17 protein-coding genes, 1 tRNA gene and 2 pseudogenes are annotated in these 24,714 nt (G+C 71.8%); 8 read left to right on the top strand and 12 right to left on the bottom strand.

Annotation, left to right across the window (positions count from 1 at the left end; translation table 11 throughout):
• Positions 1–78: 78 nt before the first annotated feature.
• The 3 genes from AC068D_RS03670 to AC068D_RS03660 all read right to left on the bottom strand — a co-directional run bounded on the left by AC068D_RS03670 (position 79) and on the right by AC068D_RS03660 (position 2,856).
• Entirely contained in the window at positions 79–1,725 is a 1,647-nt protein-coding gene (locus AC068D_RS03670; RefSeq protein ID WP_478821263.1) for an acyl-CoA dehydrogenase family protein, read from the bottom strand.
• Complete coding sequence (locus AC068D_RS03665) at positions 1,715–2,365, bottom strand: TetR/AcrR family transcriptional regulator (protein ID WP_478821262.1); 651 nt, start codon at positions 2,363–2,365, stop codon at positions 1,715–1,717. Before AC068D_RS03665 ends, AC068D_RS03670 begins: the two co-directional genes overlap by 11 nt.
• Positions 2,366–2,505: 140 nt before the next feature.
• Positions 2,506–2,856 carry a hypothetical protein gene (locus tag AC068D_RS03660; RefSeq protein ID WP_478821261.1) on the bottom strand — a complete coding sequence of 117 codons (351 nt, stop codon included), beginning with the start codon at positions 2,854–2,856 and terminating at the stop codon, positions 2,506–2,508.
• Positions 2,857–3,775: 919 nt separating this feature from the next.
• Here AC068D_RS03660 and AC068D_RS03655 point away from each other — a divergent pair.
• On the top strand, positions 3,776–4,162 hold the full coding sequence (locus AC068D_RS03655) for a VOC family protein (protein WP_478821260.1): 387 nt from the start codon (positions 3,776–3,778) through the stop codon (positions 4,160–4,162).
• Between the two features lie 295 nt (positions 4,163–4,457).
• On the opposite strand, the gene AC068D_RS03650 is transcribed toward AC068D_RS03655, so the two are convergent.
• Positions 4,458–4,531 (bottom strand) — tRNA-Pro (locus tag AC068D_RS03650).
• A 53-nt stretch (positions 4,532–4,584) separates the two neighbouring features.
• Positions 4,585–7,239: an ATP-binding protein gene (locus tag AC068D_RS03645; protein ID WP_478821259.1), complete on the bottom strand. Its 2,655-nt coding sequence runs from the start codon at positions 7,237–7,239 to the stop codon at positions 4,585–4,587.
• Between the two features lie 107 nt (positions 7,240–7,346).
• On the opposite strand from AC068D_RS03645, the gene AC068D_RS03640 reads away from it, so the two are divergent.
• Positions 7,347–7,835, top strand: coding sequence for a DUF309 domain-containing protein (locus AC068D_RS03640; protein ID WP_478821258.1), 489 nt, complete (start codon positions 7,347–7,349; stop codon positions 7,833–7,835).
• Here the strand turns inward: AC068D_RS03640 and AC068D_RS03635 are convergent.
• The 4 genes and pseudogenes from AC068D_RS03635 to AC068D_RS03620 all read right to left on the bottom strand — a co-directional run.
• Positions 7,825–8,157 (bottom strand): annotated as a pseudogene (locus AC068D_RS03635) (LutC/YkgG family protein); the annotation flags it as partial. The gene AC068D_RS03640 and the pseudogene AC068D_RS03635 overlap by 11 nt on opposite strands.
• Before the next feature lie 888 nt (positions 8,158–9,045).
• Positions 9,046–10,470: pseudogene (locus AC068D_RS03630) on the bottom strand (LutB/LldF family L-lactate oxidation iron-sulfur protein); the annotation flags it as partial.
• Positions 10,467–11,186 (bottom strand): (Fe-S)-binding protein, encoded by a 720-nt coding sequence (locus AC068D_RS03625; protein WP_478821257.1) that lies wholly within the window; start codon positions 11,184–11,186, stop codon positions 10,467–10,469. The pseudogene AC068D_RS03630 and the gene AC068D_RS03625, both read right to left, overlap by 4 nt.
• 831 nt (positions 11,187–12,017) lie before the next feature.
• Entirely contained in the window at positions 12,018–12,461 is a 444-nt protein-coding gene (locus tag AC068D_RS03620; RefSeq protein ID WP_478821256.1) for a hypothetical protein, read from the bottom strand.
• A gap of 289 nt (positions 12,462–12,750) precedes the next feature.
• Between AC068D_RS03620 and AC068D_RS03615 the strand changes: the two genes are divergently transcribed.
• Both AC068D_RS03615 and AC068D_RS03610 read left to right on the top strand, forming a co-directional pair.
• Entirely contained in the window at positions 12,751–13,146 is a 396-nt protein-coding gene (locus tag AC068D_RS03615; RefSeq protein ID WP_478821402.1) for a YciI family protein, read from the top strand.
• A gap of 3 nt (positions 13,147–13,149) precedes the next feature.
• Entirely contained in the window at positions 13,150–14,427 is a 1,278-nt protein-coding gene (locus AC068D_RS03610; protein WP_478821401.1) for an RNA polymerase sigma factor, read from the top strand.
• Positions 14,428–14,615: 188 nt separating this feature from the next.
• On the opposite strand, the gene AC068D_RS03605 is transcribed toward AC068D_RS03610, so the two are convergent.
• A complete protein-coding gene (locus tag AC068D_RS03605; RefSeq protein WP_478821255.1) occupies positions 14,616–15,845 on the bottom strand; it encodes an MFS transporter in 1,230 nt (409 codons plus the stop codon).
• A 60-nt stretch (positions 15,846–15,905) separates the two neighbouring features.
• Here AC068D_RS03605 and AC068D_RS03600 point away from each other — a divergent pair, with 60 nt between their 5' ends.
• Entirely contained in the window at positions 15,906–16,877 is a 972-nt protein-coding gene (locus AC068D_RS03600) for a winged helix-turn-helix domain-containing protein (protein ID WP_478821254.1), read from the top strand.
• 5 nt (positions 16,878–16,882) lie between these two features.
• Here the strand turns inward: AC068D_RS03600 and AC068D_RS03595 are convergent, their stop codons facing one another.
• Positions 16,883–17,338, bottom strand: coding sequence for a DoxX family protein (locus AC068D_RS03595; RefSeq protein ID WP_478821253.1), 456 nt, complete (start codon positions 17,336–17,338; stop codon positions 16,883–16,885).
• Positions 17,339–18,244: 906 nt separating this feature from the next.
• Here AC068D_RS03595 and AC068D_RS03590 point away from each other — a divergent pair.
• Together AC068D_RS03590 and AC068D_RS03585 are read left to right on the top strand one after the other, a co-directional pair.
• A complete protein-coding gene (locus tag AC068D_RS03590; protein ID WP_478821252.1) occupies positions 18,245–20,044 on the top strand; it encodes a S8 family serine peptidase in 1,800 nt (599 codons plus the stop codon).
• Between the two features lie 193 nt (positions 20,045–20,237).
• Positions 20,238–23,123, top strand: a complete 2,886-nt coding sequence (locus AC068D_RS03585; RefSeq protein WP_478821251.1) for a helix-turn-helix transcriptional regulator — start codon at positions 20,238–20,240, stop codon at positions 23,121–23,123.
• Between the two features lie 29 nt (positions 23,124–23,152).
• Here AC068D_RS03585 and AC068D_RS03580 read toward each other — a convergent pair whose 3' ends face one another.
• On the bottom strand, positions 23,153–24,001 hold the full coding sequence (locus AC068D_RS03580) for an SDR family oxidoreductase (protein WP_478821250.1): 849 nt from the start codon (positions 23,999–24,001) through the stop codon (positions 23,153–23,155).
• Positions 24,002–24,098: 97 nt separating this feature from the next.
• Between AC068D_RS03580 and AC068D_RS03575 the strand changes: the two genes are divergently transcribed.
• Entirely contained in the window at positions 24,099–24,575 is a 477-nt protein-coding gene (locus AC068D_RS03575; protein WP_478821249.1) for a MarR family winged helix-turn-helix transcriptional regulator, read from the top strand.
• Positions 24,576–24,714 lie beyond the last annotated feature (139 nt).

The raw sequence follows: 24,714 nt of genomic DNA, 5'->3' as shown, positions 1-24,714 counted from the left end.
CCCCCCCCCCCCCCCCCCCCGCCCCCCCCCCCCCCCCCCCCCCCCCCCCCGCGGCGCCGTCCGCGTCCCGAGCCCCGCTCAGCCCCCGGCGACGGGAAGACGGGCGATGATCCCCGCCCGGTCCACGCCCGTCGGCAGTGTCCCGAAGGCCAGCCCGTGGCCGCCGCCCAGCCGGGAGGCACAGAAGGCGTCGGCGACGGCAGCAGGGGCGTACCGGACGAGGAGCGAGCCCTGGAGGACCAGCGCCATACGCTCCACGAGCCACCGGGCACGCAGCTGGGCGTCCTCGGCGTTCCTCATCTCGTCGCGGAGCTGCCGCCAGGCTTCGTCGAGCCGGGTGTCCGCGCCGGCGGCGGCCGCGATCTCGGCGCCGAACGCCTCCAGGGAGTCCGGCTCGCGGGTCAGCGCGCGCAGGACGTCGAGGGCGCTGACATTGCCGGATCCCTCCCAGATGCCGTTGAGCGGGGCGTCCCGGTAGAGCCGGGGCATGCCCGAGTCCTCGACGAAGCCATTGCCGCCGAGGCACTCCAGCGCCTCCGCGACCATCACCGGCTGGCGTTTGCAGACCCAGTACTTGGCGACGGCCGTGGCCAGACGGAGGAAGCTCTGCTCCTGGCGGTCGCCCTGCTGTGCACGGTCGACCGCGCCGGCGACACGCAGGGCGACCGTGGTGGCGGCCTCGGACTCGATGCCCAGATCGGCGATGACGTTGCGCATCAGCGGCTGGTCGATGAGCCTGGCCCCGAATGCCGAGCGGTGACGCACATGATGGGCGGCGAGCGTGAGTGCGCTGCGCATCCCGGAGGCGGAGCTGAGGATGCAGTCGAGACGGGTCATGGTGACCATCTCGATGATCGTCCTGACGCCGCGCCCCTCGGGGCCGACGAGCCAGGCCACGGTGTCATCGAACTCCGGCTCGCTGCTGGCGTTCCCACGGTTGCCCAGCTTGTCCTTGAGCCGCTGGATCCGGAAGGTGTTGCGGCTTCCGTCCGGGAGCACCCGGGGTACGAGGAAGCAGGACAGACCGCCGGGTGCCTGGGCCAGCACGAGGAAGAGGTCGTTCATCGGTGCACTGGTGAACCACTTGTGGCCGCGCAGCCGCCAGCTCCCGTCCGGCTGCGGGGTCGCGGCCGTGGTGTTGGCGCGTACGTCCGAACCGCCCTGCTTCTCGGTCATTCCCATGCCGGCCAGCAGACCGCGCTTGCCCTCGGGTGCGCGCAGCCCCGGGTCGTACACCCGGCCGGTGAGCAGTGGCTCGAACACGGCCGCCTGTTCGGGGGCGTGCCTGAGCGCCGGGACGACGGCGTACGTCATGGAGACGGGGCACAGATGGCTCTGGTCGGCGAAACCCCACACCATCAGTCCCGCCGCGCGCGCCACATGGGCGCCGGGCTTGTCCTCCGCCCAGGCCGTGCCGCCCAGCCCCTCGCGGATGGCCACGTCCATGAGTGCGTGGTACGAGGGGTGGAAGTCGACCTCGTCGATGCGGTTGCCGTACCGGTCGTGGGTGCGCAGCACGGGCTCGTAGCGATTGGCCTCGTCGCCCCAGCGCAGCGCTTCCTCCGAGCCGGCGAGCCGTCCGAGGCGGTGCAGGTCCTCCTCGTACCATCCCGCGCCCTGGTTCCGTACGCCTTCCAGGAGCACGGGGTCGTCGGCCACGTCATGTCCAGCGAGCACCGGGACCTGGTTGGTCACCTCGTGGGTGCGTACGGGATTACTGCGCATCGGAGTCCTCCAACTCACGGGGCGCGATGGCGGGCAGAGCGCCCGCACAGCGCAGGGACATGGCGGCGAGCTCGGCGACCAGCCGGTCCCCGTCCGCTCCTCCGGCCGGCCCGGACAGCGGGTCCACGAGCACCTCACCGACCGCCCCGGTGAGTGCCGCGGCGGTGACATCCGGGTCCTGCTCGGGCAGCAGACCGGCCGCGATGCCCTCCCGGACCACCGCGGCGAACATGCTCCGATAGCGCCGGCGGAATTCCAGCCGCTCGGCCTCGACGGCGGGTTCGGACGGCGCGGCGAGCAGCGCGTACGCCACACCCCGGCGCTCCAGTGCCCGTCGGGCGAAGACGGTCACGGCATGGGTGAGCCGCTCGAGCGGATCCCCGTCGCTGTTCCGCAGCACCGAGCCGAGGACATCGGCCTCACGCCCGGCGGCGCGCCGGAACACCTCCACGGCGAGTGCCGCCTTCGACGGAAAGTGCTGGTACACCGAGCCCACCGACATCCCGGCGGCCGCGGCGACTGCGGTCACGGATGCCTGCGACCAGCCCACTTCGGCGACGACGGCGATCGCTTCGTCCACGAGCCGCTCACGGGCTGCGGTCAGTCGATCCTCGACTGCCGGGGTCTTTCGGTAGGCCATGGAAGAAGTGAAGCACCGTTCAATGCTTCACACCAGAGCATCACCACCGGGACTCATGCGCTGACGTCCCATCACCGCACCAACGAGCGCGGGCCGGGTCGACACCCGGCCCGTATCGCACCGTTCAACCGGAATACGACTCAACGGCGGATATTGTCGAAATTGTCTCCGCGACCGTTGTCCACGAAGTCGCGGCCGCGGTCGAAGCCGTTGTCACCACGGCCGTTGTTGTCGAAGAAGCCGTTGCTGTCGAAGAAGCGGTTGCTGTCGAAGAAGCGGTTGTTGTCGAAGAAGCCGCCGTCGTAGTAATAGCGGGCGTCGTCGTAGTAGTAGTAGCCGTCGTCGCAGTGGCGACTGCCGTCCCAGTCCCTGAAGTCGGAGCAGCTGTAGTCGTCCCTTGCATCATTGGCGAAGGCCCCACTGGCAGGCATCACGCCGAGGGCGAGCCCTGCGGCTCCCGCCGAGACTGCGGCAACGATCCTGCGGCGCATTTTCATGCACCTCCGAGCATTCATCGAAAATTGAACTTTCCGGACATTTCCACCCTCCCCTTTCATTGGCCCGATGTCAATGAAAGGGAAGAGATGCCAATTGCCGGTACGGCCAACGCGACTGTGTCCCAGTCAGAAACAGGACGTGGTTTTGGAACCAAACGAATTCCGGGGCATGCCACGCCGTGTGAAGCGCCGGAACAGTCGGCTGTCGGCGCCGGGCACCACCCGTGACTGGTGGGGTACTGGCGGCTTCACAGCCGCTCGAACGCGGCGTGATCGCGAGTGGGCAACAAGTCCGTGCCCGATGAGCACGGCCCTCGGCGGACCGCCTACGGGGTTCGGGGCACCCCGAATCGCTGGACGGGCCGACTCATCGTCACGATCATGCGCCAGTAGGCCGTACCCCGCTGCACCCGCCATGAGGTTCTCCGGCGGGCCGGGACCATCCGCGTGGGCTCCCGACCCGAAGTCGGGAGCCCACGCACACACCGGAGCGTCAGAACGAGACGGGGATCAGAACCGCCTTCTTCAGCCGGTGATCACGGTCGGGCGCTCCGGAAGCGTGGGGTCGTAGTCGAGCCTGACGGACGGTGACTGGGCCCAATGGCCGCACACCCCGGGGGAAAGTCCCGCCACCGTTGAAGCGAAACCGCCTACGCGATCGACTGAGGCGGAGGCCATCACGAATCGGAGCGAGGCCGACGCGACGTGATGACGAGTCGGTCGCGAGATTCGCAGCGCCTGACCTTCGCCGACGCCCTCGCCGTAGACGTCAGCCCGTTCCGCCACACCTACAATGCTCTGCGACCCGCCAGGCCCTCGACGGACGCACACCACCCACGACTTGCCTCGCCGTCGGACACGGCGATGAGCGTGTGGCTTCGGCTGACCCGCTACGCGACCGGGAGGTCCTGACATGGCCAGTAAGTTCACCGAGCTTGCGATCGACTGTGCCGATCCCCACGGTCTCGCCCGGTTCTGGTGCGCGGTGCTTGACTACGAGGTGCAACACGAGGACGACGGAATCGTCACCATTGGCTCCCCTGCGGTGCCCGAAGGCAAGAACCACCTCGGCCCAGTGCCACCGACGTTGACATTCGCGCACGTACCCGAGGGCAAGACCGTCAAGAACAGGCTCCACCTCGACGTCAACCCAACCGACAGGGAGCAGGACGAAGAGGTCCGTCGCCTGCTCGACCTGGGTGCCCGACACGCCGACGTCGGCCAAGGCGACGAGAGCTGGGTCGTCCTTGTCGACCCGGAGGGGAACGAGTTCTGCGTCCTTGCGGACCGCCACCCCTGATCGGAGGCCGCACACCGCGCCAGAACTGCTTCCGGTCGCCTGCCCATGCTCGGGCGCACACCATGAGGAGCCCCCCAAAGAGGGAGAATCCCGGCCCAAGCAAGATCAAACCCTGCCAACTTCTTGACACATGACGGAAGGCGGGTTCGAAAGGCCGGCCGAACCGCTCGGCCGACCTTGATCAACAGCGCTGTTGGCAAGTGATGGGGCGACGGCGCCCCTGAAAACGATCAAGGGCCTTGCCTCACTGAAGTGAAACAAGGCCCTGACCTGGGCCTGAAGCCCTCTTGCACCGTCGGGACGACAGGATTTGAACCTGCGACCCCTTGACCCCCAGTCAAGTGCGCTACCAAGCTGCGCCACGTCCCGATGTGCGCATTGTCGGGGTTGGGCCCCTTCCGTACGCGCAGGAGAACAATACCTCACTTCGCGGCCAGGATGGATGCGCGGGACTGCCGGGCGCGCGCCGCCAGGGTGGGGGCTCCGCAGGTGGTGGCGAGGGCGGCGGCATGGGCGAGCTCCTGGGGGGAGCGGAGGGCCAGGCCGTATTCACAGCGGGCCAGGGCGTGTTCGTATGCGGACGGGGATGCTTCCAGGTGACGCACTGCTCGGGCGAGAAGCGGTATCGCCTCCCGTTCGGGTGCGAGTGAGGCGGCGCAGCGCAGGGCTTCGCCGATGGCCGTTCCGGTGCCGAAGCGCTCCGCGTGGGCACGGGCGCGGAGGGTCAGCTGCGCGGCGCGGGCCGGGGATTCGGCCGCCACGGCGCGGGCGAGGTCACAGGCCCAGGGCGCCCAGATCCCGTTGTGGCGGCCACGGCTCTCCAAGGCTCGCCCCGTGGCCTCGAGTTCGGCCACGGCCTCCTTCGTTCTCCCGGTCGCCAGCAGCAGTCGGCCGCGTACGCACGGACCGTCGGGCATCACGATGGCACTGGCGTACGGCGGACGGAACGTATGGCGTTCCGCGGTTGCCATGGCGCCATCGGTGTCGCCGCGGGCGAGCAGAGTGTCGATCAGCAGACATGCCGAGATCCAGTGCACCGGGAGGCCGCGGCCCATGCGGTCGGCGAGGCGGAGCCCCTCACGGAGGAACGACTCGGCCAGGGAGAGATCGCCGCGGCGCCGGTGGACAAGGCCCAGCAGGGTGTGTGCGAAGGCGAGATGGGCTCCGCTCCAGCCCGAGATCTCATAGGCGCGCACCCCCTCGGCGAACAGGGCTTCGGCGCGGTCGAGCCGGTCGGTGAACACATAGCTGATACCGGCGAGGGCGGGAGGCTCGAAGCCCCATTCGGTGTCGGTCCAGCCGAGCCCGGGGGCAGGGTGCCCATCGATCAGGGCCCGGTCGCAGAGATCGACGACGAGCTCCGCGTCCTCGCCCCGGACCATCGCGTCGAACGCCCGGATGGTGAGCAGGGCACGCTCGGCGTTGTCCCTGCCCATGAGGCCGTCGGCGAGTTCGGCGAGCCGCCGCGAGCGCAGCGGCCCGTCGTTCTCGACCGCCTGCATGCCCTCCCACAGGAACTGACCGGCCTGCAGCCGCATCCGGGCCGGGCCGGCCGGGGTGTGGGCAGCCTCGTGGCCGAGCATCTGTGCCGCTTCGCTCAGCTGGTTGTTGTGCGCCAGGGCCTGGGCGAGACGGTAGGTGGCATCGACACGGAGTCCGCTCTCGAGTCCGGGCAGCTCCAGGGCCCGGCGCAGATGGCGGATGGTGGTGGGCGGTGAGGTGAGCAGGGTGGCGCAGCCCAGCTCGTAGAGCACATGGGCCCGTATCCCGGAGCGCGGTGGTTCCAGCAGGGCCCGTTCCAGACACCGACGGGCGGCTTCGGGCGCACCGACGGCGAGGTGTTCGCGGGCGGCCTCCCGCAGTTGCTGGACGACTTCCTGGTCGTCGTCGGCATGAACCTCGAGGAGGTGGCGGGAGGCGGCGGCCGGGCCGAGTCCTGCGCGGGTGACGGCCCAGGCTGCACGTCCGTGCATGGCAGTACGCATGGCCGTCGGGATGGCCCGGTACACGGCGGTGGCGATGAGCGGGTGAACGAATTCGAGCGGATCGTGTCCGGTGACGATGCGGGCGTCACGCAGCCGCTCCACGCACTCGGCGGCGCGGGCAGGCGTCAACCCGGCCAGCGAGGCGGCCAGTTCCCGTGAGATGTCCGTGCCGAGGACGGCTGCGGCCCAGGCGAACCTGGTGGTGTCGGGGCCCAGTCCCTCCAGGCGTGACACGAGTCCGCTGCCACGGGCGGTGGCCCCCAGGGCCCGCAGGGCGCGCGAGGAGGCGTCGACGGGTTCGAGGGCGTGGTCCTGCACCTTCGCGATGAGCTCGACCGCTTCGTAGGGGTTGCCGTTGGTCACGGCCCAGACTTCGCGGCAGAACGCATCGTCGGCGCCGTCGCCGACCGTGGCACGGACGAGGGCGGCCACGGCCTCCGGGGTCAGCTCGTGCAGCACGATGCGCAGGCGCGCAGCAGCACCCGCGGCGTCGAGGAGCGCGGCCGAGGCCTCGGTCGCTTCCTCGGGGCGGTGCGCGAGGACGACGAGCAGCGGGAGCGTACTGAGCCGCGCGGTGAAGGACTCGAGCCAGGCGAGCGATTCGCCGTCGCACCAGTGGGCGTCGTCGACGAGGAGCACGAGGGGCCGGTCGCGCAGTCGGCCCGCGAGGGCGGAGACGACCCGGTCCAGGCCGTCTCGCACTCCCTGCGGGTCGGCCTGCGGGCCGGTCGGCGGCGCCAGGCCGAGAGCGGGCGCGGTGATGTCGTACCAGTCCCCGAGGAGCTCCCGCGCCTCCTCGGGGGCGATCCCTTCGAGCGCGGGCTGCAGTGCCTGCCGTACGACGTGGAAGGGCACCGCGGTGGCCGTCTCGCTGCCGCGTGCCGTGCGGACCGTGCAGCCGCGGGCGGTCGCGACGCCCCGCACCTCGGTGAGCAGTGCGGTCTTGCCGAGCCCGGCCTCCCCGCTGTAGATCAGCAGCCCTCCGGTGGCGCGCTCCGAGCACAGCGCCTCGACGGCACGCGCAGCTGCGGCGAGCTCCGGCCCCCGCTCCAACAGCGTGGCATGTCCCTGATGTTCGGCCCGGGACTGCATCGACGCCCTCCCCTCCCCACGAGGTGTCAGGCAGCTGAGAGTAGCCCTGCGGTGGGGATGGCGGACACCGTTCTGACAGTCCCCGCCGCACGGGTGACAATCGGGAGGTGAACAGGACGCCGAGGGACCGGGACAGCGAGGGCAGAGCACGCAGCACACGCCCCCGCGACGGGCTCGGGCGCCCCCTTCCGCACGGGGCGGAAGGAGTCGCCCGGCAGCCGGAAGGGGTGGTGCGTGCGCCGGAGGAGACCCTCGTGGAGGCCCAGCGGCTGCTGGACGCTGGCATGCCGTTCCATGCCCATGAAGTACTGGAGGACGCCTGGAAATCCGGGCCCGACGACGAGCGGGAGTTGTGGCGGGGGCTCGCCCAGCTGGCGGTGGGGCTGACGCATGCCGCCCGCGGCAACCCGACGGGCGGCGTGGCGCTGCTGACCCGCGGCGCGGAATCGGTCGCCGCGTACGCGGCGTCGGCACCGTACGGCATCGACGTGGGCGGCCTCACGCGGTGGGCGGCAGAGCTGGCCGGTGAGCTGCGGCGGGACGGGACGTCGATCCCGGCGGCGCAGCGGGCACCGCGGCTGCGCGTCAGCCGCTGAGGAGCACCACTTCCAGGGCCCGGGGCCCGTGCACGCCCTCGACCCGGTCGAGCTCGATGTCACTGGTGGCCGAGGGGCCGGAGATCCAGGTCAGGGCATGCGCGGGGTCCAGCCGCGGCAGTGCTTGCGGAACGGAGGCGACGAGCTGACCAGGGACCCGGACCACGCAGATGTGGTGGTCGGGGATCAGCGTGATCCGGCGGCGGCCCTGATCGGGGCCGCCGTCCAGCACGATCGTCCCGGTCTCGGCGATGGCGATCGCGCAGCCGGTGACGACACTGTCGACTGCGTCGAGTTCCCGCGGTGCGGACTCGGCGCGGTCGGCGACCCGGATGGCGTCCGACGCCTCCAGCCAGTGCGACGGCAGCCCCGGCGGTACGAGGACGCTGCGCGCCCCGCGTGCGGCCAGCAGCCGCGCCAGCAGACCCGGCAGGGCCTGCGGTTCGGTGCGATGGACGATCGCGCGGTAGTCGGCGAGGTTGTGGTGCAGCAGGTCGAGCAGCGCCGACGGGTCGTCGGGGCTGTGGGAGTCGAGGTAGTCGCGGTGTACCGCGGCGGCTTCGGGCGCCCCTGAGAAAGCGTCCCGGATACGGGCCAGGGTCAGTTCCCGGGTGGCCCGGGCGGGGCGGGGACCCGGGCCTGCGGAGGAGGGGCCCCTGCCGGCGGGGCCCGCTGCGGCCGGTCCCGTTCCCGCACGGTCCGTCGTCGGAGGGGGCGCGGATCCCGCCCGTGGTGCGGGCCCGGGGCTCCCTGCCGACGCCGGATGCGGTGAGCGGCCGCCCGGTGCTGCGCCCGGTTCGGCCGGGCCGTCGTCACCGTCGCCGCCCCCGCCGACCGGGCCGTGTGCCGCCGCACGGCTGTCCCCGCCCCCGGCGCGGCCGGCGCCGCGGAGGGCCCGGTCGTCGCGGTCGGAGGGCGCCCGGGTGGCGGCATCCGTTTCGCCGGTACCGGTGGGCGGGGCAGCAGCGCCCGGCCGCCCGTCGTCCGCCCCGTCCTCCCGCCGTGCCTGTCGGGCGGGTTCGGCGCTCTCTGCGGGGCCGGCTCCCGGAGGTGCGCCCTCCGGGCCGGAGCCGGCCGGCTCGGTTGCCGCCCCGCCCCCGTCGCCCGTCTCGCGGCCCGCCGGACCGGTGTCCGGACCGCGCCCCCAAGGCCCGGGCCCACCGTCCGGTGCACCGGGCGCCGCCGGCCCGGGTGCCTCCGCCTTTCCGGGGCCGCGATGTCTCCTCCACCAGTCCCGGAAGGGTTCCTCGGGAAGTTCGGGCAGGTCACGCGTGTCCGTCCAGGCGCGGGCGCCCGGAGGCCTCGCGGGATGGGCCCGGCGGGTCCTGGTGGCCAGGCGCTCGCTCGCGGCGAAGGCGGAGGGGTGGTCGAGCAGCCATCCCGCCGCCTTGATCGCGGCCTTCTCGAGGCGATGCCCCCTTCCGCCCTGCCGGGCGACGCGCTCGCGCAGATGGACCAGCACCTCGGGGATGTCGATGGCGACGGGGCAGACGTCGTAGCAGGCGCCGCACAACGACGAGGCGTAAGGCAGTGAGGCATCGATGTCGCTGCCCGTGCCACGCAGCTGGGGACTCAGGATCGCCCCGATCGGGCCGGGGTAGACCGAGCCGTAGGCATGGCCGCCGGCCCGTTCGTACACCGGGCACACATTGAGACAGGCCGAGCAGCGGATGCAGCGCAGCGCCTGGCGCCCCACCTCGTCGGCGAGGATCCGGGTGCGGCCGTTGTCGAGGAGGACCAGGTGGAAGGCGCGCGGGCCGTCGGCCTTCGCGGCGTCCGAAACGCCGGTCCACATGCTCGTGTACGGATTCATCCGCTCGGCCGTCGAGGAGCGCGGCAGGGTCTGCAGAAAGACCTCCAGGTCACGCCAGGAGGGCACGACCTTCTCGATCCCGACGACGGAGATCAGTGTCTCGGGGAGCGTCAGGCACATCCGCCCATTGCCCTCCGACTCGAACACGACGAGCGTGCCGGTCTCCGCGACCATGAAGTTCGCGCCGGAGACGGCGACCCTGGCACGCAGGAACTTCTCCCGGAGGTGGAGCCGGGCCGCCTCGGCGAGGTCGACGGGATCGTCGGTGAGGCCTTCCGGCGCGGGGCGGCCCCAGTGGGCCATCCGCTCGCGGAAGATGTCCCGGATCTCCCCGCGGTTGCGGTGGATCGCGGGGACCAGGATGTGGGACGGCCGGTCGTCGCCGAGTTGCACGATGAGCTCGGCGAGGTCGGTTTCGTACGCCGTGATGCCCTCGGCCGCCAGCGCCTCGTTGAGGCCGATCTCCTGCGTGGCCATCGACTTGACCTTGACGACCTCCCGCTCGCCGGTGGCCTTCACCAGGTCTGCGACGATGCGGTTGGCCTCGCCCGCGTCGGAGGCCCAGTGCACAGTGCCGCCGGCCGCGGTGATCCGCTCCTCCAATCGCAGCAGGTGGTCGTCCAGATGACGCAGCGTCAGGTCCTTGATCCGCCTTCCGGCCTCACGCAACTGGGCCCAGTCGGCGAGTTCGGCGACCGCGCCGGCACGCTTGTCCCGGATGGTGCGGGTGGCGTGCCGCAGATTCGCACGCAGCGTCTCGTCGTGCACGGCCTCGCGCGCCGCTGCGGGGAAGGACGGCATACCGATGAAGGTCCCGCTCATGCCCGCGCCTCCTCTTCCGTGGCGGCCAGGATCTCGGCGATGTGGAGTGCGCGCAGTGGTGCGTCCTCGCGGCGGAGGATGCCGCCGAGGTGCATCAGGCAGGAGTTGTCGCCGCCGCACAGGACCGCGGCTCCGGTCGACACGGCGTTGTGCACCTTGTCCCGGCCCATCGCCGCGGAGACGTCGGCGTTCTTGACGGCGAAGGTGCCGCCGAAGCCACAGCACTCGTCGGCGCCCGGAAGTTCCACGAGCTCGAGCCCCTCGACCGCTTCCAGGAGCCGGCGTGGTCGCTCGCCCAGCCCGAGCAGCCTCAGCCCGTGGCAGGACGGGTGGTAGGTGACCCTGTGCGGGAAGCGGGCCCCGACGTCGGTGACGCCGAGGACGTCGACGAGGAACTCGGTGAGTTCATAGGTACGGGAGGCGAGCGAGGCGGCCGGGGCACCGCCGAGGCGCGGATAGTGGTGGCGGAGCATCGCTGCGCATGAGCCTGAGGGAGTGACGACGTACTCGTACCCCTCGAAGACACGTACCGTGCGCCGCACCAGGGGTTGCGTCTCGCTCCGGTATCCGGTGTTGAACTGGGGCTGTCCGCAGCAGGTCTGTCCGGCCGGGAAGTCGACGTCGACGCCCAGCCGTTCCAGGAGGCGGACGGTGGCCACGCCCGTGGACGGATACACCGCGTCGTTCACGCAGGTGACGAAGAGGGCGACGCGCATGGGCGGAGGATATGCCGCAGCGGATCACCGCACCAGGCGAAGCGCCTCCGATGCGTGGTGAATCAGCACGGGTACATCCTGACCTGCACTTCGTCCGCCGGAGGCAGCTTCGGGAGCCCGCTTGGTGAACGGTTCCGGGGTCAGCCGCAGCTGCTTCGCGTGCGGCGGCCCGGGGCAGCCGGGGATGCCGGGATGCCGTGGTGAAGGCGACGTGCCGTCGCGGCGGTACGGGTGGTGTGGCATTCGACGGCGTGTCCACGGCGCTGATCGTCACGGTTGAACCGAGCCGTGGGCGACGAGGACGGTGGCGCCGGCCAGGGTCTTTCGTGTGGATCAGGCTGGATCGGTGAGCGGGGTCCGGTGCGTGCGATCGCAGGGCGGAGGAAGGAGCCCACGTATAGCGTGGGCGACCGACGACAACGCGGCGGGCGTGCGCGCCGGGGCACACGAGCCCGGCCAGATCCAACGAAAGGCCCCAGGCAGCCGGTGACGGGCCGGGTCATGGTGCGGCGGCACCCCTGCACCGCGCCGTCGTGGCACACGGCTTGCTCCACCGCGCCGGTGAACGGTCCGCCCTGCGGCAGACCGGCTCGTCCTGGTCCGGGTGGCGAAGCAGCTGAGGAGGGTGGGCCGGTGAGCGCGGCCGTCGGCAGCCGGCCGGCGAGGAGGAAGTTCTTCAGGTTCGCGAGGGGTCCGTCGAGGGGGACGGCAGGTCCGGCCATGGTGCCCGGAGCGGCGCGGCGGGGAAGTCCGCGCCCGCGGACGACAGCGGTGCGGGGCCGCCGCCCGGCCATGTCCCGCAGGGGCCGGGCGCGCCCGCTGGTCGCGTGATCACTCCGGAACGCTCAGCGCGGGGGCGGGCGGGGAAGAGGTGCCCGTGGCACGCTGGGGCGCCGACGAACCCGGGCCGCCACTGGAGTCTCGATGACGAGCCGTGACCGTGATGTGCACGTCCGCGCCACGCCGCAGGAGGTCCGGTCCGCCCTGGCCGATCCGGCCATGGTCCCGCGCCGACACTCCGGGATGGCCTTCGAGGCCGACCGGCCGGCAGGCTCCCCACCGCTCACGCACTCGCCGGACGGCGAAGGCCGTGTGCAGCAGCCCGTGCCCCGTCGGCGTCCTGTCCATGACCGGAAGCGGACCGGGCCGTCGGACCTGAACGGCGGCAGACAGTCCCTCGTCCCGTTCGAGCTCGAGAAGATGCATGAGGTCACGCATCCCGCTGCGGTGCGCGGCGCGCTCGACACCGAGGGCGGGACACCCCAGGCGGGACACCGAAGGCGAGTTTCTCAAGATCGTCAAGCCCGGGTCGGCCGATGCCTCTCCCCGGTATGAAGACCCTGGTCGGGACCGGACTGCCGCTCGACCTCCCGGTGGGCGGCTGACGGGCCCGGTCCCTTCCACGCATGACCGGATCCGATCGCTGCGGACCGAATCCCGCGGCCGTCAAAAATCTTGCCGGGAGTTCCGGCGGAGATGTCGAAAACGCGTGGCGTGCTTCGACCTGACCGTGAGAGAGCGCCACCCGGGCGCCCCAAGGACCGAGGAGCGGACCGTGAAGTACATGCTGCTGATGCAGTTCAGCGAGGCGACCGTCGACTTCCCGCGGATCGACACCTGGACCCCCGAGGAGATCCAGGCACATATCGCGTTCATGCAGGACGCCAACAAGAAGTTCGCCGAAGGCGGGGAGCTGGTCGGCGGCGAGGGCCTCGCGATGCCGGAGGCGGCCAGGATCGTCAGGGCCGGGGGCGAGGGCGGCGCGCCCGTCGTGACCGAGGGGCCGTTCGCGGAGACGAAGGAGTTCCTGGCCGGATTCTGGATCGTCGACTGCGAGACACCCGAACGGGCGGTGGAACTGGCCGCGTTCCTCTCGGCGGCACCCGGGCCCGGCGGCGCTCCGCTGAACATGCCGATCGAGGTACGCCAGGTGATGTCCGCACCGACCGAGGATGTGTGAGCGCTGAGCGGAGCCGACCGGACCGCCGAGGACCTGCTGCGCGAGCTGGCGCCGCAGGTCGTCGGCGTGCTCACACGGCGTTTCGGCGACTTCGACGCCGCCGAGGACGCCGTGCAGGAGGCGTTGCTGGCCGCGGCGGCTCAGTGGCCGCAGGAGGGGTTGCCGCACAACCCGCGGGGCTGGCTGATCCAGGTTGCGAGCCGGCGGATGACCGAGCAGGTCCGAAGTGAGCAGGCCAGACGGCGCCGGGAGGACCTCGCCGCGCGGCGCGAGCCCGCGGACCTGCGGACGGCTCCCTCGGCGGACAGCGACGACGGTCTCGATCACGACGACACGCTCACGCTGCTGTTGATGTGCTGCCATCCGGCACTGACATCGTCGGCGGCGATCGCCCTGACCCTGCGATCGGTGGGTGGACTCACGACACGTGAGATCGCCCGTGCGTTCATGGTCCCCGAAGCCACGATGGCGCAGCGGATCAGCAGGGCGAAGCAGCGCATCAGATCGTCCGGGGTCCCCTTCCGGATGCCGGACGCCGACGACTGGCAGCCCCGTCTCGGCTCCGTGCTGCATGTCCTCTACCTCATCTTCAGCGAGGGTTACGCGACCGGCTCGGGCGAGGAGCTGCAGCGACTGGAGCTGTCCGTCGAGGCGATCCGTCTGGCCAGGGCACTGCACCGGATGATCCCCGAGGACAGCGAAGTCACCGGACTGCTGGCGCTGATGCTGCTCACCCACGCCAGGAGCGCGGCGCGCACCGGCCCGGGCGGCGAGCTCGTCCCGCTCGCCGAGCAGGACCGCAGCCGCTGGGACGCCGAGGCCATTGGAGAGGGCGTCGCGCTGGTCACCGATGCCCTGCCCCGGGGCCGGCTCGGTCCGTACCAGGTGCAGGCGGCGGTGGCCGCGCTGCACGACGAGGCCACGACGGTCGAGGAGACCGACTGGCCGCAGATCCTGGCGCTGTACGGGGTGCTGGAACAGCTCTCCGGGAATCCGGTCCACTCGCTCAACCGCGCGGTCGCGCTGGCGATGGTCCAGGGCCCCGAGGCGGGTCTGGACCTGCTGGACACCCTGGAGTCCGATCCCCGCCTGACGGGCCATCACCGGCTGTACGTGGTGCGGGCGCACCTCCTGGAGATGGCGGGTGACAGGGAAGGTGCTGTGGAGAACTACCGTGCTGCCGCCGGTCGTACGACGAGCCTGCCCGAACGGCACTATCTGACGATACGCGCGGCACGGCTCGGCGCCCGTCCGGAAGGCTGGGACGTGTCCGCACCGTAGCGTCGTCGGCCCGGGGCCGGGCCTGTCGCTCCGGCGCGTCCGGTCGCAGGGCGGAGGGCGCGGCGGCTTCGCGCGTACGGGACGCAGCGGACGCGCACCGGCGGGCCCGACCACCGGGCGAGCGGCTCGATCCGCGCCCACTGCGCATCGGTCGGAGGCACACCCGACCCACGACCGGACGATCCGGGCTAATGCGTCCCACCGGTGTTGTTCCGTCCGGCACGCACCCGCCTGGCGGACGGCTGCCGTCCGGCCGGGGCCGGCCGCGACACCAGTCCGGGCGCCAGGGCCAGCGTGATCACGACCGACACTGCGCCCAGTGCCGCCATGGCCGTCGCGGTCGAGGTGTACTGGGCGACGACGCCCGCGATCGCCGCGGCGACGCCCTGCATGGCGAGCATGCCGGAGGTGTGCAGTCCGAGGGCGTGACCGCTCAGCTCCTGCGGGGTCAGGGCCATCAGACGTTCCTGGAGCAGCAGGCTCGCCGCGTACCCGACCGAGGCGAGCGTGACGATCGCCATCTCGAGCGGCAGCGACGGGCCCAGCGCGAAGAGGAGGTACGGTGCGGCGAGCAGCAGGCGCAGAGGGGCGCCGAGGCGCTCCCGCCGGTGCCGGGGGACGAGACGTCCGATCACCGTGTCCCCGATCAGCATGCCCAACGCGGCCGAGGCGAACAGCAGTCCCGCATGTCCGGGGTCGTGCGCGACGAAGAGGGCCTCGCAGCCGACGATCAGTCCGTTGGGCAGCCAGAGCGCGAGAAACACATAGCGACGGGGTGCGGACGACCACAGCTCCGCGTTGTTCCGCCAGGTCTCGGCGACGGACGGCCGCCCGGCGGCACGTGCCGGCCGGCGCTCGAGGCCCAACCGGGCGACGACCGCCGCGACGGCGTAGAGGGCCGCGCCGGTGAGCAGCGTGCCGCGCGGCGAAAGCACGCCGACCAGCATCCCGCCCACTCCGTACCCGAGGATCTGCATCATGCCCACGGACATGTTGAGGACGGAACGGCCCAGCAGATATCCGTCCGCCGTAAGGATCTCGTTGAGCAGTCCGCCGCGCACCCCGCCGCCCACGGCCGCGACCGTCCCGAGTACGAGGAGAACCGCGAAGACGGCCCACACCGGCAGTCCGGGGACGGCCGTCACCGCGGTGCCGAGCGCGAACAGCAATGCCATCCCGGCCAGCGCGGCTCGCGGCGGCAGCCGGTCGGCAGCCGACAGCAGCATCGTCGCACCGATCAGCTGGGCGAGCGAAGGACCGAACATCGCCAGGGCGGAGAGCAGGGGCGAGCCGGTCGACGAGTACATCAGCGTGCCCATCGCCAGGCCGCTGACCGTCGAACCTGCGATCTGTGCAGTGGTGTTGAGGAACAACGGAGTGAACTCCCGCGTCCCGAAGAGATCTCGGTAGGTACGCATGACGAGCAGTCTCGGGGCCTCTGTCCAAGGGGCGTTACTGTTTCGCGGGGAGGCGAAACGATGGGGTGGTGGCAGATCAGCGCGGACACGCTCGCGGGCAGCCGCTTCGCCGTCTCCCCCCTGGCGGAGGCCACGGCAAGTCTGATCGCACTGGAGCGGGGTACGGCCACGCACACGGGCGAACGCACCTGGCTCGACGCCCATCTGCCCGCGTACCGGGACCGGTTGGCAGCCGATCCGGTCACCGCCCTGCTCGCACGCGCGGCTCTCGGGCGCCGCTGGATCGCCGACTTCCTCACCCCGGCACCCATGGGTGAGGCCGGGCCGGCGCTCGCGGAGGAACTGGCCCGGGTACGCGATACGCCGGCCTCGACCGTCCGGACGGATCTGGAGGTGGCACAGGGCGGTCCGCTCCCCCGCCTGCTGCACCGCCCCGATCTCGCCCTGCTCGCCGCGGATCTGATGGAGTGGGTGTGGACGGAGGCGGTGCTGCCGTATTGGGCACGTCGACGGCGGATCGTCGAGGCCGATGTCGTTGCGCGGACGGGGCAGTTGAGCCAGGGCGGCTGGGCTGCCGCGCTGGACACCCTGCGCCCCGGCATGCGCTGGCTGGGTGAGGGGCGGCTGCAGATCAACGCGTACGACCATCCGCCGCGAGAGATCTCCGGGGGACGTCTGCTGTTCGTCCCGGTCACACCGCGGCACGGCTGGGTCGCCTGGGACGAGCCGCACCGCTACGCGGTGGTCTACCCCTGCTCGGGGGAGCTCGCCGAGCCGGAACGCACGCCGGTGCCGGAGTCCCTCGGCCGGCTGATCGGGCACGCTCGGGCGGGCGTCCTGGTGCTCCTCGACACGCCGAAGAGCACGACACAGCTGGTCGCCCTCACCGGGCAGGGCCTCGGGTCCGTCGGGCGTCACCTCAAGGTGCTGTACGAAGCCGGTCTGATCCGGCGGCGGCGGGCCGGGCGGTCGGTGCTGTACTACCGGACGGCGGCCGGAGAGGTTCTCGTACGGGCCCGAATGGAGCCTTGAGAGCGTCAGGAGATGCCGAGGAGCGGGCCGGTGACCGTCAGGCCCAGGGCGTCACCGACGTACGAGAAGAACGCGAGCAGCGCGAGGGCGGCGCCGCCCAGCGCCACGTCCTTCAGGAACATGATCTGCTCCGTCTGACGGGTCCCGGGGTCGCTCTCCTTCCAGAAGCCGTGCATGAGGACGGCGGTGGGGAAGACGAAGGCGGCCAGCAGCAGGGCTCCCAGATCGGCCCAGATGCCCAGGGCGACGCTGAGGCCCCCGGCCAGGAGCATCAGCCCGCTCAGGACCGTGGCCGCAACAGGGGCGGGGATGCCCTTGGAAGCGGCGTAGCCGGCCATCGCCTTGCTCTGCGTGAGATGCCCCACCGCGGAGAACAGGAACACCAGCGCGAAGAGAACGCGCCCGACCAGCACGAGGACATCCATCGTGACCTCCCGGATCCGCAAGCCGTCCCCGTGCATTTTCCCACTCCTCGGGCTCCGCGGCCGGATGGCATGGTGCGGGACCGGCCATGGACCGTGCCATGAGCGGCCGCCGGCCACGGCGGATCGGCTCACCACCCCGAGCACCTCGCCCCAGGGAACGCCACCGGCGCCGAACCCGCTCATGGCCCCGTCGGGCAGCGGTGCGCCGCCTTCGGGGTGTCTCCCACGTACGCCCCGTGACCACCGCGTGTGCACCAGGCCGGTTCGGGGCCACGTCTCCGCCCCCGCGCCTGCCTGCCCCAGGCAGGCCATAAGGTGTGCGGCGAACACGGTCCGGCACCGCGGCCTCGCCGCGAGCCGGCCCGGCGACCCACCGCGCGCCGGCTCGCCGTCGCTCAGCCGCGGTGCCGGAGCGGAATCCGGCCGTCCGAACACCCGCCGCCGGACCGTGGCTTCGCCCGGATTGTGCCGAGGACGCCGGGGCGGCGATGGCTGTCCCGGCGGGCCCGGCGTGTACTCCCCCCAGCTCCTCCCGGCAGCCGGAGGCGGCGCGCCGAACAGGGCGGACGGGGCGGGAGGCCGCTCGGCGCGCACTCGTGGGAGCCGGTCCGCCCCGGCGTGCAGCGTCCCCCGGGAGCCCCCTCGAGGGCGACAAGGGTTTTCCCCGTATCGGGTTCATCTCGTCGTTCCCTACTGTCTGCCGCACCGGCGATTCCCGGCCCCTGACTCGTGTATGTCAGGTGCATGTAAACACGGTGTTTCGTCCGGTGGCGGCTCTTGACCAGGGGCCGTCGCGTCGGCGGCGGCGCGCGGGCGACCCGGCCCGAGGAACCACGGATCGCACCCCCACAGCGAACCGCGGTTCCGCGCCGCCCGCCCGCGCTCCGAAGCGTCTTGAAAGGGAACACCTTGAACGGTTCCGGACGGAGACTCATATCCGTCGTGGCAGCGACCGCCACGATCGTGGGTGTCGCCGCCACTTCCGCCGTGGCGTTCGCCGCCGCCCCGGCGGACCCCTCGCCGAAGCCGGCTCCGGCTTCGCAGTCGATGGCCAAGCTGCCTGCCGCACCGGTGGACAAGGTCATCGTGACCTACAAGTCACAGGCTGCCGAGGCCAGTTCCAACACCGCGGCGAAGAGCGACGCTGCGGCCAAGGGCACCGAGACCGGCGAGAAGCTCGCGTTCGAGCGCCGGCTGGCCGGCGGCGCCGCCCTCGTCGACCTGGGCGGCCAGGCCTCCAAGAACGACCTCACCGAGGTCATGGACGCCTTCCGCGCCGACCCCTCGGTCGCGTCCGTGGAGCCCGACATCCGCGCCTACGCCATGGCCGTCAACCCGAACGACACCGAGTACGCCAAGCAGTGGGACCTCTTCGAGGCCACCGGCGGCATGAACGTACCCGGCGCCTGGGACAAGTCGACCGGCAGCGGTGTCACCGTCGCGGTGATCGACACCGGCTACGCCACCCACTCGGACCTGGCCGGCAATGTGGTCTCCGGTTACGACTTCATCTCCGACTCCGCGGACGCCCGTGACGGCAACGGCCGTGACAACAACGCCAAGGACGAGGGCGACTGGAACGCCACCGACGGCGAGTGCGGCCTCGGTTCCACCGCGGGCGACTCCTCCTGGCACGGTACGCACGTCGCAGGCACCATCGCGGCCACGACCCTGAACAGCAAGGGTGTCGCGGGCATTGCGTACAACGCGAAGATCCAGCCCGTGCGCGTCCTGGGCAAGTGCGGCGGCTCGTCCGCCGACATCGCAGACGCGATCACCTGGGCGTCCGGCGGCAGCGTTCCGGGCGTCCCGGCGAACGCGACCCCGGCGAAGGTCATCAACCTGAGCCTCGGCGGCGCCAGCTCCACCTGCCCGAGCGTCTACCAGAACGCCATCAACGGCGCCGTGTCGCGCGGTACGACCGTCGTGGTCGCGGCGGGCAACAGCAACGCCAACGCCTCCGGCTTCACACCCGCGAACTGCGCCAACATCATCAACGTTGCCTCCACCAGCCGTGAGGGCAACCGTTCCTTCTACTCGAACTACGGCAGCATCGTGGATGTCGCCGCGCCCGGTGGCGAGACCCGCCGCGCGACGGACACGCCCGGTACCGTCACCACTCCCCAGAACGGCATCCTCTCCACGCTGAACTCCGGGGCCACCACCCAGTCGACCGAGAACTACAAGCCCTACCAGGGCACTTCGATGGCCGCCCCGCACATCGCCGGCCTCGCCGCGCTGCTGGAGTCCGCCAAGCCCGCGCTGAACCCGGCCGACATCGAGTCCGCGATCAAGGCCAACGCCCGTCCGCTGCCCGGCACCTGCACCGGCGGCTGCGGCACCGGCATCGCCGACGCGGCGAAGACCGTGAACGCCGTCACCGGCACCACCCCCGGCGGTGCGACGTTCACCAACGGGACCAATGTGACGATCAGCGACAACTCCACCGTGTCGTCCTCGATCGCCGTCACCGGCCGCACCGGCAACGCCCCCGCCGCCCTCAAGGTCGACGTGGACATCAAGCACACCTGGCGCGGCGACCTGGTCGTCGACCTGATCGCCCCGGACGGCACCGTGCGCAACCTCAAGGCCTCCTCCGGTTCGGACAGCGCCGACAACGTCCTGGCGACGTACACCGTCGACGCTTCCAGCGAGGTCGCCAACGGCACCTGGAAGCTGCAGGTCCGTGATGTGGCCTCGGGTGACACCGGCTACATCGACAGCTGGGGTCTCACGTTCTGAGACAGTGACCGATTGAGCATCACCGCAGGTCAGGGGCGCGTTCGCGGGCATATGCCGCGGGCGCGTCCCGCTGCTGTCGCGGTCCAGACCTGTCCGCATGTCGGACACAGGGCCTGGACTGCGGCGATCTGGTTCGTATTCTCTGCTCGAACGGGCAGGGGGCCCGCGCACGCCGGAAGGTGGTGGTGGGCACGTGACGTCCGCGGTGTACCGCTCTGCGCCTGTCGGCCGGGCGGAGGTCATCGAACGACTCGAGCGGGTCCTGAACGCGCGCGGGCGCGCGCTGCTCACGGGTTCGGCCGGGGTGGGAAAGACCGAGGTCGCGATGGCCATCGCGGCCCGCGCCGAGTCCCGTGGAGAGACCGTCCTGTGGCTCGCCACGCTTCCCACCGACCGTGACATCCCCGGCGCGACGGCGGCCGCACTGGTGGCGACCGTGCGCGCCTTCGCCGACGGGCCCGCGGAGCCGGACCCCGCCGGGCAGGACGGGACACCACGCGCGCAGGACATCCTCGACGGGCTGCCGGGCCCGCAGCGCGATGCCGTCGCCATGCTGTGCCGTGAGGCGCCCATACCCGACGACGGCTGGGATCCCATCGCCCTGCGGATGGCCCTCGCCCGGATCCTGCGCACCCTCGCCGAACGCGGGCCGGTCCTGCTCATCGTCGACGGTGCGCAACGCATGGACGCGGACAGCGCGGGCCTGCTGCGGTTCGCCCTCCATCTGGCCCCGTCCCCGCTGAGGGTCATCACCATCGAGACCCCGGAGGCCCACAGCCCCGACACCGGGGTGGCGGATCCGGAGCCGCTGTGGGTCCCGTCCGAGGCCGATGTGCTGTTCGTGCCTCCGTTGCATGCCGACGACATCGCCGAGCTCCTCATCCACCACCGCCTTCCGTCCCGGCTGGCCGGACGCATCCACAAGACCAGCGGCGGAAACCCACGGCTCGCGCTCGCCGTCGGCCGCTCTCTCGCGGACGCCCGTACCCCCGTGCACCACACCGAGTCGCTGTCCCTGTCGGGCCGCGCCCGTGATCTGGCGCGGCAGCTGCTCGGTCTCGTCTCCCCCGCCGTGCGCGACACCCTCCTGCTGGCAGCGCTGGCTCTGCGCCCCACCGCCTCACTGATCCGGCGTGCGGGACGCCCCACCGCCGAGGCCGATCTCGCGGCCGCCGAGCGGGCCGGGCTGATCTCGCTGACCGAGGACGGAACGCTGGCCTTCACGGCCGGCCTGCTGCCGTCGACGCTGGTCCACGACGCCTGCTGGACCGAGCGGAGCGAGGGTCACGCGGCGCTCGCGCGGGTCGTGGACGACCCCGTCGAGGTGGTCCGCCACCGGGCACTGGCCACGGACATCCCCGACGAGCAGCTGGCCGCCGAGGTCGCGGCGGCGGCAGACATCGCACGGCAGCGCGGAAACAACGCTCTGGCCGCCGAACTCGCCCTGCTCGCAGCCGAGTCCACGCCCGGCCGGCACGGTGCCCAGCGGATCGCCCGGCTCGTGGACGCCGCAGAGGAAGCGGCCAGAGCGGCCCGTGCCGATCTGGCGATGCGCGCCGCCACCGATCTCCTCGCCCGTGACGCCTCCCCCGCCGACCGGGTGCGGGCGCGGCTCGCCGTGCTGGACACGGCCGGCCAGGGGCTGACCGGCCTCGACGAGATCTATGTGCACGCGATGGAGGACTCGGAGGAGGACACGGCGCTGCGGGCGGCCGTACAGCTGCGGCTGGCGGTGAAGTACGTCCTGGCCGACGGCGATCCGGTGCGGTCCCGGGCCGCCGCCATCGACTCGGCGGCGCTCGCCGCGTCGGTGGGCGACCGGATGACGGCGGCCACGGCGCTGACCGTGCAGGCCCGGATGGAACGCGTCCTCGGCTCGCCGGACGCGGAGCGGGTGCTGGAGGAGGCCCGGGCGCTCGAGATGGCCGAGCGTCCGCTCGGCATCCGCAATGCCGCGCAGATACTCACGATCCGCCATGCCCTGTTCGACGACCGGCTCTCCGATGCCCGTGACCAGCTGAACGCCCTGCTGCCGTTGGTCGAGCGCCGCGGATCGGTCGAGGACGCGATCGAGCTGTTCCGTACGCTCGCGGAGGTCGAGGCCCGGCAGGGACAGTGCGCGCCGGCACTCTCGCACGCCGGGCGGTCGCTGGCGCTGACGCTGGAGGCGGGGCTCTCCCCCGGGCCCGCCTGGTACGCGCTGGCCCTCGCGGAGACCGCGGGCGGGAGCTTCGCGCGCGCCATGAGCTATGCGCGTCGCAGCGCCCAGGCATCCGAGGAGGAGGGCGACCATGTCTTCCTCTCCCGCAGTCTGTACGCACTCGGCCGGGTCCAGCTCGTCACCGGTGATGTGGCGAACGCCCTGGAGACGCTGCGTCGGGTCCAGGCCGGGGAACGCGCCCAGGCCACCGTCGATCCGTCCATGCTGCGCTGGCACGAGGAGCTGGCCGAGGCACTGGTGGCCAACGATGCCCTCGAGGAGGCCGCGGCACTGCTCACCGATGTCCGCCCGGTCGCGCAGCGCCTGGGCCATACGACGGTGCTGCTCGGCTGCGACAGGGCGTACGCGCTGTATCTGGCGGCAAGCGGGAAGCCGGACGAGGCGGCCGCGCTGCTGACCACGGTCGCCGAGCGGTTCGTGGCGGCGGGGCTGCCATTGGAACGGGGACGGGCCCTGGTGGCTCTCGCCCGGGTGGAACGCCGCCGCCGCAGGCGGTCGGCCGCGCAGCACGCGCTGCAGACGGCCGCCGCGGTCTTCGAGCGGGCGGGCGCGGTTCCCTGGCTGGGACTTGCCACGGAGACTCCCGCCGGCGGCCCCGAGCCGTCGCCGGCGCGCGGCGCGCTCTCCTCCCTCACGGAGGCGGAGCTGCGGCTCGCGCAGATGGTGGGCCAGGGGGCCAGCAACCAGGAGGCGGCGGCCAGGCTGTATCTGAGCGTGAAGACGGTCGAGGCCCGGCTGACCCGGATCTACCAGAAGCTGGACGTCCGGTCCCGGGCCCAGCTGGCGACCGCGCTGGGCTCGTGGCCCGGCGGGCGGACCGCGCCGGGCGCGCCGGATGCCGGCCAGACGCCCCTGTAGCGGGCGGCCGGCCGGCCATCCGTGGCCGGTCAGACGACCCAGCTGCCGGTGAGGCCGAGCACGGCCGAGCCGTCCAGGTCGGTGAGCTTGGTGCCGGTGAAGCCACGGGCCCAGTCGGAGGTCTGGAGCCGGAACGCCGGGCTGTCGGCGGTGAGCGCCTCCAGCACGGACACGGCTGCCTCGGCCGGGGTCTGCGCGCTGTTCATGAACTGGGCGACGGTGCGGTTGGCGTAGTTGCTCAGCGCCGGGCCGTACGGGCCGGCTGCGGCGATCTCGGCCTCCAAGTCGAGCCCGATGTTGTTGACGAACTCGGTCGCCACGGCGCCCGGCTCGACCACGGACACACGCACACCGAGTGTGGCCGCGACGGGAGCCAGGCTCTCCATGTAGCCCTCGACGGCGAACTTCGCGGCGCAGTACGCCTCGTTGAAGGGCTGGCCGATGACGCCGCCGACACTGGTGACGGTGACCAGACGGCCGCCGGAGGCACGCAGATGAGGCAGTGCGGCCTTGGAGACATGGAGTACGCCGAAGAAGTTGACCTCCATGACCTCGCGGACGTCGTCGACGGTCTCGTTCTCCAGCGTGCCGACGTGTCCGGCGCCCGCGTTGTTGATCACGGCGTCGAGGCGGCCGTGGTCGGCGATCACACCGTCGACCGCCGCGGCCACGGAAGCCTCGTCGGTGACGTCGAGCCGGCGGATGTCGAGCTCGACCCCTGCTTCTGCGGCCGCCTTGCGCAGTGCGTCGGCGCGGCTGGGGTCGCGCAGGGTCGCCACGGTGCGCCAGCCGGCCTGAGCCGCGGCGACGGCGGCGGCGAGGCCGATGCCGGAGGAGGTGCCGGTGATCAGAACAACCTTGGGGGTCTGGGAAGACATGGTGGGCCCTTTCGTTCGCAAAATCGGAAGCGATTCAGTGCGTGTACACACACCATAGTCATTGTGTGTACGCACACGCAACCCGTAGACTCAGGCTATGCCGAAAAGGAAGCTCACGCAGGCCGAGATGCCCGTCGCCGACCACGCCTTCTACGGGCTGGTCTGGGCCGGTACGGTCCTGACCGAACGCGTCGACCGCGCCCTCACCAAGGCCCACGACCTCCCCGTCTCATGGTTCGAGGTCATGCTCTGGCTGGCCTCCAGCCCGGATCCGGTACCGGCTTCCGTACTCGGGAACAGCACCATGCTCAGCCGCAGCCAGGTCTCCCGCGTCGTCGACGCCCTTCAGGCCCGCGGCCTCGTCACCCGCACCCCGTCCGCAAAGGACGCACGCTCCATCGAGGTGGCCCTCACCCCGGAGGGCCACCATGTCTTCGCCGAGGCCGACGCCACCCGACGGGACACCCTGGCTCCCGTCTTCACCGACATCCTCGACCAGAAGGACCTCGAAGCCCTCAGCGCGGTGTGGATGAAGCTGAAGGCCAACAAGGAGCAGACGGAGAAACCGGCCTGAACGCCGGGGGGCCGATCCGAGGGACCCGTCCCCTCGCGGTTCGCGCGGGCGGCGCCGTGCACCTTCACCCGCCGCCCCGCCCGACCGTCCTCCCACCGTGCCGGCACAACCCGACGCACACGTCCGGAAATGCATGGGC

The sequence above is a fragment of the Streptomyces sp. NPDC043861 genome (genome assembly GCF_056435905.1).
Note: the sequence above shows the minus strand (reverse complement) of the source record. Positions and strands in the feature narration are given on the sequence as shown.

Excerpts from the sequence above, each read along its gene's own strand:
- AC068D_RS03655 (WP_478821260.1), top strand. The coding sequence starts at position 3,776 with ATGGCCAGTAAGTTCACCGAGCTTGCGATCGACTGTGCCGATCCCCAC.
- AC068D_RS03575 (WP_478821249.1), top strand. The coding sequence starts at position 24,099 with ATGCCGAAAAGGAAGCTCACGCAGGCCGAGATGCCCGTCGCCGACCAC.
- AC068D_RS03580 (WP_478821250.1), bottom strand. The coding sequence starts at position 24,001 with ATGTCTTCCCAGACCCCCAAGGTTGTTCTGATCACCGGCACCTCCTCC.
- AC068D_RS03605 (WP_478821255.1), bottom strand. The coding sequence starts at position 15,845 with ATGCGTACCTACCGAGATCTCTTCGGGACGCGGGAGTTCACTCCGTTG.
- AC068D_RS03615 (WP_478821402.1), top strand. The coding sequence starts at position 12,751 with ATGCTGCTGATGCAGTTCAGCGAGGCGACCGTCGACTTCCCGCGGATC.
- AC068D_RS03595 (WP_478821253.1), bottom strand. The coding sequence starts at position 17,338 with ATGCACGGGGACGGCTTGCGGATCCGGGAGGTCACGATGGATGTCCTC.
- AC068D_RS03600 (WP_478821254.1), top strand. The coding sequence starts at position 15,906 with ATGGGGTGGTGGCAGATCAGCGCGGACACGCTCGCGGGCAGCCGCTTC.
- AC068D_RS03665 (WP_478821262.1), bottom strand. The coding sequence starts at position 2,365 with ATGGCCTACCGAAAGACCCCGGCAGTCGAGGATCGACTGACCGCAGCC.
- AC068D_RS03670 (WP_478821263.1), bottom strand. The coding sequence starts at position 1,725 with ATGCGCAGTAATCCCGTACGCACCCACGAGGTGACCAACCAGGTCCCG.
- AC068D_RS03625 (WP_478821257.1), bottom strand. The coding sequence starts at position 11,186 with ATGCGCGTCGCCCTCTTCGTCACCTGCGTGAACGACGCGGTGTATCCG.
- AC068D_RS03660 (WP_478821261.1), bottom strand. The coding sequence starts at position 2,856 with ATGCGCCGCAGGATCGTTGCCGCAGTCTCGGCGGGAGCCGCAGGGCTC.
- AC068D_RS03645 (WP_478821259.1), bottom strand. The coding sequence starts at position 7,239 with ATGCAGTCCCGGGCCGAACATCAGGGACATGCCACGCTGTTGGAGCGG.